Source organism: Acidobacteriota bacterium (assembly GCA_040752915.1).
Lineage (GTDB): Bacteria > Acidobacteriota > UBA4820 > UBA4820 > DSQY01 > JBFLVU01.
The window spans coordinates 1-8,554 of record JBFMHB010000071.1 but is presented as its reverse complement, the minus strand read 5'-3'; the positions used below and the strand labels follow the sequence as shown (position 1 = coordinate 8,554).

General features: G+C 65.6%; 8 protein-coding genes. 1 reads left to right on the top strand and 7 read right to left on the bottom strand.

The window, feature by feature from the left end; all coding sequences use genetic code 11:
• The first annotated feature begins 100 nt into the window (after positions 1–100).
• Positions 101–1,813: an NAD-dependent malic enzyme gene (locus AB1824_11385; GenBank protein MEW5765567.1), complete on the top strand. Its 1,713-nt coding sequence runs from the start codon at positions 101–103 to the stop codon at positions 1,811–1,813.
• A 67-nt stretch (positions 1,814–1,880) separates the two neighbouring features.
• Here the strand turns inward: AB1824_11385 and AB1824_11380 are convergent, their stop codons facing one another.
• From AB1824_11380 to thrS, 7 genes are all read right to left on the bottom strand, one after another.
• Positions 1,881–2,504 carry a molybdenum cofactor guanylyltransferase gene (locus tag AB1824_11380; GenBank protein MEW5765566.1) on the bottom strand — a complete coding sequence of 208 codons (624 nt, stop codon included), beginning with the start codon at positions 2,502–2,504 and terminating at the stop codon, positions 1,881–1,883.
• A gap of 254 nt (positions 2,505–2,758) precedes the next feature.
• Positions 2,759–4,798: a (Fe-S)-binding protein gene (locus tag AB1824_11375; protein MEW5765565.1), complete on the bottom strand. Its 2,040-nt coding sequence runs from the start codon at positions 4,796–4,798 to the stop codon at positions 2,759–2,761.
• Positions 4,799–5,001: 203 nt separating this feature from the next.
• Complete coding sequence (locus AB1824_11370; GenBank protein ID MEW5765564.1) at positions 5,002–6,135, bottom strand: DUF4388 domain-containing protein; 1,134 nt, start codon at positions 6,133–6,135, stop codon at positions 5,002–5,004.
• Positions 6,136–6,352: 217 nt separating this feature from the next.
• Positions 6,353–6,709 (bottom strand): 50S ribosomal protein L20, encoded by a 357-nt coding sequence (rplT, locus tag AB1824_11365; protein MEW5765563.1) that lies wholly within the window; start codon positions 6,707–6,709, stop codon positions 6,353–6,355.
• A 9-nt stretch (positions 6,710–6,718) separates the two neighbouring features.
• Complete coding sequence (rpmI, locus tag AB1824_11360; GenBank protein ID MEW5765562.1) at positions 6,719–6,913, bottom strand: 50S ribosomal protein L35; 195 nt, start codon at positions 6,911–6,913, stop codon at positions 6,719–6,721.
• A 17-nt stretch (positions 6,914–6,930) separates the two neighbouring features.
• Positions 6,931–7,455, bottom strand: coding sequence for a translation initiation factor IF-3 (infC, locus tag AB1824_11355; GenBank protein ID MEW5765561.1), 525 nt, complete (start codon positions 7,453–7,455; stop codon positions 6,931–6,933).
• Positions 7,456–7,465: 10 nt separating this feature from the next.
• Positions 7,466–8,554: threonine--tRNA ligase (gene thrS / locus AB1824_11350; protein ID MEW5765560.1), on the bottom strand; the 1,089-nt coding region annotated here is incomplete at its 5' end.

Sequence of the window (8,554 nt, the reverse complement as noted above, 5' to 3'; positions counted from 1 at the left end):
GGTGCGCCGGTTGAGCCACATGCAGCCCGGTCGGGCCGATAGGGTTCCTTGTCGCGGAGGAGGGGGAGTATACTCCGCCCCTCTGTGATGGGAGGATCCCGTGAAAAACTTCGCGATCAAGGTGGACGCCCTCACGGGCGAGGAATATTACGAAGTCAGGATCCGCGGCAGCCAGCTCATCAACAACGCCTTCTTGAACAAGGCCTCGGCCTTCAGCCCGGAGGAGAGGAAGTGTCTCGCCCTCGAGGGCCACCTGCGCTCCGCCGTGCAGACCCTCGACCAGCAGGCCCAGCGGGTCATGGAGAATTACGCCCGGAAGCCCAGCGACATCGAGCGGTACATCTTTCTCCAGGGGCTCCTGGACCGGAACGAGACCCTCTTTTACAAGGTCGTGGTGGACCACCTGCAAGAAATGGTGCCCATCGTCTACACCCCGACGGTGGGCCAGGCCTGCCTCATGGCCAGCCACATCCAGCGCCGCTACCGGGGCATGTACATCACGCCCGAGAACATCGGCAGCATCGACGCCATCCTCCAGAGCGTCTCCCGCCCCGAGATCTACCTCATCGTGGTCACGGACGGAGAACGCATCCTGGGGCTGGGCGACCTCGGGTCCGACGGGATGCCCATTCCCGTGGGGAAGATCTCGCTCTACGTGGCCGCCGGAGGGCTCCACCCGGCGGGGTGTCTCCCGGTCTGCCTCGACGTGGGGACGAACAACGAGCGACTCCTCAAGGACCCCCTGTACCTCGGGTACCAGAAGCCGAGGCTCACGGGCCAGGCTTACGAGGACTTCGTGGAGCGCTTCGTCCTGGGGGTGCGGCGGAACTTTCCCAACGCGCTCCTCCAGTGGGAGGATTTCGCCAAGGACAAGGCCTTCGTCCTCCTGGACCGGTACCGCGAACGGCTCCTCTCCTTCAACGACGACATCCAGGGAACCGGCGCCGTGTCCCTCGCGGCCCTCATGACCGCCATGCGAATCAAGAAGGAGCGCATGGAGGACCAGCGGTTCCTGATCGTGGGGATGGGCCAGGCGGGCACCGGAACCGCCCGCCGGATCCGGGACGTCCTTCGGGAACGGGGGCTGTCCGACGAGGAGGTGCGGCGGCGGATTTTCGCCGTGGACGTGGACGGCCTGCTCCTCGAGGATACGCCGAACCTGGAGGAACCCCAGGTCCCCTTCGCCCAGCGCCGGAGCGCGGTGGAGGGATGGACCCTCGACTCCCCCTCCCGGATAGGCCTCATGGACGTGATCCGGAACGCGCGGCCCACGGTGATCGTGGGCGTGACGGCCAAGCGCGGGCTCTTCAGCGGGGAGGTCCTCCGGGCCATGGCTTCCTTCTCCGAACGGCCGGTGGTCCTCTCCCTCTCCAACCCCACGGCCAAGTCCGAATGCACGCCCGAGGAGGTGGCCCAGGCCACCGGAGGACGGGGCCTCATGGCCACGGGAAGCCCCTTCGACCCCTTCTCCTTCGAGGGCCGGACCTTCGAGTCGTCCCAGTGCAACAACCTCTACGTTTTCCCGGGCGTGGGCCTGGGAGCCCTGGTGGCGCAGTCCACTCGGGTCACGCAGGCCATGTTCCTGGCCGCCAGCCGGTCCATCAGCGGCATGGTTTCGCCCGCCCAGGAGGCCCGCGGCCTTCTCCTTCCGGAGATGAAGGACATCCGCGAGGTGGCCTTCCGCGTGGCCCTTTCGGTGGCCCAGGTGGCCAGCGAAGCGGGGCTCGGGCGCCGGCTGGACGAGGAGGCCCTGGCCCGGCTCATTCGAAAGGCCCAGTGGACGCCCCAGTACTATCCGTACCGGGCGGGCTAGGGGCAGAGTCCGATATTCCGAAAGCGGGAAACCGAGGAGGGGGACGGGGGGCCTCCCGACGGGGAATCTACCTCACCGGCTTCGCCGCCGCGGCGACGGCGCGCCATTCCTCGGGGGAGTTGATGTTGAGCAGGGCCGACGGGTCGCACCCCGCCCCCTCCGCGGCCTCCTCCCCCACGTAGACCGTTCCCAGGCGAGGGAGGATCTGGCTCGCCGAGGACTCCCCGCGGCTCAAGGTCTGACCAATGACCGCCGCCGCCGATTTGGGGTAACAGCCGGGGATGGGATGGACCCGGCCGCCCACCAGAGGCACCACCGGGGTTCCGGCCGATCGCCCGAGGCCCAGGAGAAGCCGGAGCCAGGGGAGGTCCAGATAGGGCGTGTCCACGGGGATGCAGAGAACCGTCGACCCGCGGGACTCCTCCAGGGCGGCGTGGATCCCGGACAGAAGCCCCAGCCCCGGGAACCGATCGGCCACGTACCGCGCTCCCACTCGGATCGGAGGAGGGGTCGGAGCCACCACGAGGACCTCGTCGCAAAGGGGAGCGAGGAGGTCCACGGCCCGCTCCAGGAGGGTCCTTCCCTCCAGGACAAGGAGGCGCTTGTCCGCGCCCATCCTCTTGGATCGTCCCCCCGCGAGGACCGCGCCCGTAACCGGATCGGGTGAATTCATGGTGAAAGTGTACAGCAATCGCCTTGCTCTTTCAAGGCAGAACGGCGATTGGGACGCTCCCACATCACGGGGGAGGGCCGGGAGGACATGGAATCCAGGAGCCCACGAGGCCAGGAAGCCACGAGCCCAGGAGACCGTGAGGCCAGGAGGCCAGGAAACCACGAGCCCAGGAGACCTTGAGGCCAGGAGGCCATGAGATCCTGCCCTGGCGGGGGAAGCCCTCCGAGCGGGGGAACCTCCCCGTTCCCCCGCACCCCCTCGCCCGCCGCCGGCTACTGCGGCAGGGCCTTGGCGGCGAGTTCCAGAACGTCCGTCGTCGGGAAGCCTTCCTTGCCCGTCTCGCCGGCGGCGTTGCTGAGCATGACGTTGCAGAAGGGGCAGGCGACGGCGATGCCCCCGGCTCCGGTGGCCGTGGCCTGCTCAAAGCGCTCGTGGTTGACGCGCTTCCCGAGCTTTTCCTCGAGCCAGAAGCGTCCCCCGCCGGCGCCGCAGCACATGGCCCGCTCCCCGTGGTGTTCCATCTCCTTGAGCCCCACCCCGGGAATGGCGCGCAGGATGGCCCGCGGAGCTTCCACCTGGCCGTTGTAACGGCCGAGGTAGCAGGGGTCGTGGAAGGTGAGGGTTTCGCGAATCTCCCCCGTCAGTTTTAGGCGGCCTTCCTTGAGGAGGGAGGCCACGAGCTCCGTGCCGTGAACGACCTCGAAGTTCCCGCCGAAGTCCTTGTACTCGTTCTTCAGCGTATTGAGGCAGTGGGGGCAGTTCGTGACGATCTTCTTGACCTTGTAGCCGTTGAGGGTCTCCACGTTGGCCTCGGCCAGCGTGGCGAAAAGGTACTCGTTTCCAAGCCGGCGGGCCGCGTCGCCCGTGCAGGTCTCCTCCTCGCCCAGCGTGGCGAAGGAGACTCCGGCGGCGTTCATCAGGCGCACCAGGGCCTGGGAGACCTTCTGGCCCGCGGCGTCGTACGCGCCCGCGCACCCCACCCAGAAGAGGTACTCCGCGTCGGTCTTCTCGGAAATGTGGGGCACGTCCAACCCTTCGGCCCACTTGGCCCGGTCGGCCTGGGGCATGTTCCAGGGGTTCCCTTGGCGCTCCATGCCCTTGAAGGCCGCCTGGGCCTCCGCCGGGAAGTTGCTCTCCTCGAGGGTGAGGTAGCGCCGCATGCCCACGAGCTTGTCCACGAAGGTGATGTGGAGGGGACAGGCCCACTCGCAGTAGCCGCAGGTCGTGCACGCCCAGATCGTGTCGGAGCTGATGGCGCCCCCGAGGTCCTTGAGGCTCCAGGGGGGCGTCTCGTCGCGCCGATTCCAGACCGATCCCTCGGGAACCGGGCCACCGATGAGAAGCCGGTCCTCGGGCACCGGTTTTTCCTGGTCCATTTGCTCGAGGGGGGTCGCGTAGAGGTAGTCCCGAAGGTCGTTCCCGTAGTTCTTGGGACGGAGGGGCTTCCCCGTGTTGGTCGTGGGGCAGACTTCGGTGCACCGGCCGCACTCCGTGCACGTGTAAAAGTCCAGCATCTGCTTCCAGGTGAAGTCCTGGATCTTGTTCACCCCGAAGTGCTCGGCTTCGAGGTCCATCTTCTTGATGTTCCGGGTGGGCTCCAAGTCGCGGAAGTAGACGTTGAAGAGGGACGTAAACACGTGGAAGTGCTTGGAGTAGGGCAGAAAATTCATGAAGGCGAAGAGGATGGCCAGGTGAAGCCACCAGTTGGCCTTGTACCACGCCGTGAGGGCGCCCTTCGCCATCCCTCCAAACAAGGAAGCGACGGCGAGACCCGCCGGGGACCAGGCCTTCCAGTCGGGGTCGTGGAGGGCGATGTAGGCCCCGTCGGCGATGAGGTCGGTCACCATGAGGCCGCCGATGAGGCTCAGGGTGGCCCAGGCGTCCCAGGAGTTTTCCAGCCGCTCGGGCCGGGCGAAGACCCTCCGCCCCATGGCCATGAGGATGCCCACCACGACCAGGACTTCGAATACGTCCTTCGTGGTCTGGTACCCGTAGCCGAAGACGCCCAGGGCCTCGGTGAGGTGGAACGAGGGGAAGAGACCCTCCACGATGAGCATGAGGGACCTCAGCCCGAGGACGCAGAAGCCCCAGAAGATGAGGAGGTGGTAGATCCCCGCGTAGGGGTCCCGGACCATCCGCTTCTGGGCGAAGGCGTGCAGGACGAGGCCCTTGAACCGCTCCCAGTGGCGGTCGAACCGGTTGTCGGGAAGGCCCTTCATCAGGGCCCCGATGCGCCTCTGGGCGGTGTTGGCGAACAGGGCCAGGGAGCCCAATACGAATGCCCAGAACAGCCCGGTCTCTACGGGATGCATGCGTCCACCTCCTCCCTCCTCGGGTCGCGCCCCCGGCGCGGCCACAAGGCAAGAATAGGGCCTGACCGGCGCCTTGTCAATGTGGTTGAATACTCATCACCGATTCGCCCCAAGGAATGGGGTTCTCTCATTTTCCATTATTTAGAATGATATTCAGCCTCACGTTTTGGAAACCCCATGGTTCCTCATCCGTGAGCGAACGCTCACGTCTCGGTAGGAGGCAGGAAGCCGACGAGGCCGTCCCGGGCGAGCTTCTTGAAGATCATCAGCGCGTGGATCTCCTGGATGGGCGAGATCCGGATGATGGACTGCACCGAACTGCTCCCGTTCACGCGACTCAGGATGTAGTTCTCCTGGGGCGTGAATTCCAATTCGTTGAGGTCCGCGAGGGCCCGCTTGAGGTACGGGAGGTGTTCGATGGAGAACTCGTCGGAGACGAGGCTGGCTTTGATTTCCTTGTAGGCCTTGGGGATCATGGCCCGGGCGAGGGAGTGGGATGGCGACAGGATGAGCACCTGCTTGAAGGTTTCGATGGCCGCCTCGAACTGGCCCGCGTTGAACTGCTTGAGCCCCTGGTTGCAAAGGGTCCGGACGGTTTCCTCCGCGCGCACTTCCGATCCCTTGGGCGGCTCGGGCGATTCCACGATGTCCACCAGGCCCATCCGGTACAGGTCGAAGAGGACGCTGCACACGGCGAAGTCGGAGGCGTGGAACATGAGGCATAGGTCTCCGATGCGCCAGGGGGACTCCAGGATCTGGACCATGCGATTGTAGACGGGGTCCTGCAGGACCTGGCGGGTCAGGTTCTCGGGCAGAATCGTGAGGACGGTCTCGTTGGAGGGGAAGATCTTGCGGATGCGCGTCCACTCGTCCGCCCTCCGCGAGCCCTCCATCAGGATGGAGGTGACTTCCATCTCGATGGCCACGTGCCCGTCCTGGGCCGGGGCGTCGTTGTAGAACTTGAAGGTCCCTTCGCCCCAAAGAAAGAGGTCGTAGATGGTCTCTTCGGCCTTGATCCTCAGAAACCGCTGGACCTCGTCCTCGGACAGGAGGCCCTCCATGACGAGGATCCGCCCGAGTTTGATTCCCGTCTCCCCCTGGCGAGAGAAGGCCCGCATGAGGTCCGCCTCGGTGATCTTCTCGTAGGAGAGGAGGAACTGGCCGAAGTACTCGCGCGGGTCGTTGCTCGCGGAGGCGACGATCTTCCCCTCCCGAAAGTAGATCTCCTTCACGATTTCGCCGCGCTGGAGGATGAGAATGCCGGTCTTGCGGCTGAGGGCCAGCCACTGCAGGAGGTCCGGGAGGGGCATGGTGGTGAAATCGCCCTGAAGTCCCATGGCCGCCATCATAGCGGGGCGCCGAAGGAAAGGGAAGGATCCGTTCGGATCCGGGCCTCTTCTCCCCGCGCCCGCTCCGAAGCGGGCGGGGGGGCGCCCCCCAGTACCGCCCCTCGGGACCCTTCGGAGGCTCCTCGCCTTCGGTTTTCTGCACGGGCAACAGAACGCCCGCGGCCCCAGGGGGCCGCGGGCTCGGGGTTGGCTCGGGGAGGAACCTCTAGGCGATGGCCGCCTTGGCCTTGGCGCACAGCGCGGAGAAGGCGCCGGGGTCGTTCACGGCGATGTCCGCGAGGGCCTTCCGGTCCAGGAGGATCCCGGCCTTCTTGAGGCCGTCCATGAACCGGCTGTAGGAGAGGTCGTTCTGGCGGCATCCCGCGTTGATGCGGACGATCCAAAGCCGGCGGTAGTCGATCTTCTTGACCCGGCGGCCGACGAAGGCGAAAGCGAGGGAGCGTTCGACCTGCTCCTTGATGGAGCGGTAGAGGCGGCTCTTCGCGCCGAAGTAGCCTTTGGCGAGCTTCTGAAGTTTCTTTCTGCGCTCCACCTTGTGGTGGCCGCGGCGTACTCTGGCCATCTTCAGCTCCTACGCGAGCAACAGGCGCTTGACCTTGCGGAGATCGGCCTCGTGGACGAGGGTCGCCGTTCCGAGCTGGTTTTTGCGCTTGCGGGTTTTCGAGGTCAGGATGTGGCGGTGGTACGCCTTGGACCTCTTCACTTTTCCGGTGCCCGTCACCTTGAAACGCTTGGCGGCGGCGCTGTGCGTCTTCATCTTGGGCATGGCTCCGATTCCTCCGGTCACTTCTTCGCGGGCATGAGCAACATGACCATGGTCCGCGCTTCCATCATGGGGGCCCGCTCGATCTTTCCCCTCTGCACCACTTCGGTGGCGATCCGCGAGAGGAGCTTCTGGGCCATTTCCGGGTGGACGATCTCCCGGCCCCGGAACCTCACGGTCACCTTCACCTTGTCGCCGTCCTCCAGGAAGGCCTCGATCTGGCGCTTCTTGACCTGGTAGTCGTGCTCCTCGATCTTGGGCCTGAGCTTGATCTCCTTGACGACGATCTGCCGCTGCTTCTTCTTGGCCTCGGCGGCCTTCTTCTTTTCGTCGTACAGGTACTTTCCGTAGTCGATGATCCGGCATACCGGCGGCTGCGCGAGGGGCGCCACCTCCACCAGATCGAGGCCCTTCGACTCCGCCAGCACCATCGCCTGCTCCGGCGTCATGATCCCGAGCTGGGCTCCATCCTCGTCCACGACTCGGATCTCCCTCACCCGGATCTGGCGGTTGAGCCTCGGTCCTTTGCTTACGGGTTCTCGAATAGCATCCTCCTCATTCCAAGTCGAGGCTTCGCGCCTTCACCTTCGCGAGGACCATGCCGACGAACTCGTCGACGGCCATGGCTCCCCGGTCCCCTCCGCTGCGGCTCCTCACCGCCACGGCGCCGGATTCCTGCTCCCTGTCCCCCGCGACGAGCATGAAGGGGATCTTCTGGAGCTGGGCCTCGCGGACCTTGTAGCCCGTTTTTTCGGGCCGCGCGTCCACGGTCACCCGGAGGCCCTCCGTCCGGAGGCGGTCGGCCACGGCTTCACAGTATGCCACATGTCGGTCCGCGATGGGAAGCAGGCGGACCTGCTCCGGGGCCAGCCAGAGGGGGAAGGCCCCCTTGAAATGCTCGATGAGGATGCCGAAGAAGCGCTCCAGGCTCCCCAAAAGGGCGCGGTGGATCATGTAGGGGCGATGGGGGCGGTTGTCGGCGCCGATGAACTCCAGATCGAAGCGCTCGGGGAGGTTGAAGTCGAACTGGACGGTGGAGAGCTGCCACGACCGGTTGAGGCAGTCCTTCACCTTCACGTCGATCTTCGGCCCGTAGAAGGCGCCTCCACCCTCGTCCATTTCGTAGCTCAGGTCCGCCGCCGCCGCGGCCTTTTTCAGGGCCTCGGTGGCCTCCTCCCACATGCGGTCCTCGCCGACGGCCTTCTCGGGCCGGGTCGCGATGTAGGCCTCGAACTCGGTGAAGCCGAAGCTCCGGAGCATGAAGAGGACGAAGCGGAGGACGCGGACCACCTCCTCCTCCATCCGCTCGGGCTGGACGAAGAGGTGCGCGTCGTCCTGGGTGAAGCCCCGGACGCGCATGAGGCCGTGGAGGACGCCCGATTTCTCGTAGCGATACACCGTGCCCAGCTCGGCCCACCTCAGGGGAAGGTCCCGGTAACTGCGGTGCCGGGACCGGTAGATCATCGTGTGGAACGGGCAGTTCATGGGCTTGGCGTAGAAGGTCTGGTTCTCCATCTCCATGGAGGGGTACATGTTCTCCTTGTAGAAATCCAGGTGGCCGCTGGTCTGCCAGAGGGCGGCCCGGCCCACGTGGGGGGAGAACACGAACTCGTAGCCGTTCTTGAGGTGCTCGTCGCGCCAGAA

Excerpts from the sequence above, each read along its gene's own strand:
- AB1824_11375 (MEW5765565.1), bottom strand. The coding sequence starts at position 4,798 with ATGCATCCCGTAGAGACCGGGCTGTTCTGGGCATTCGTATTGGGCTCC.
- AB1824_11370 (MEW5765564.1), bottom strand. The coding sequence starts at position 6,135 with ATGGGACTTCAGGGCGATTTCACCACCATGCCCCTCCCGGACCTCCTG.
- rplT (MEW5765563.1), bottom strand. The coding sequence starts at position 6,709 with ATGGCCAGAGTACGCCGCGGCCACCACAAGGTGGAGCGCAGAAAGAAA.
- rpmI (MEW5765562.1), bottom strand. The coding sequence starts at position 6,913 with ATGCCCAAGATGAAGACGCACAGCGCCGCCGCCAAGCGTTTCAAGGTG.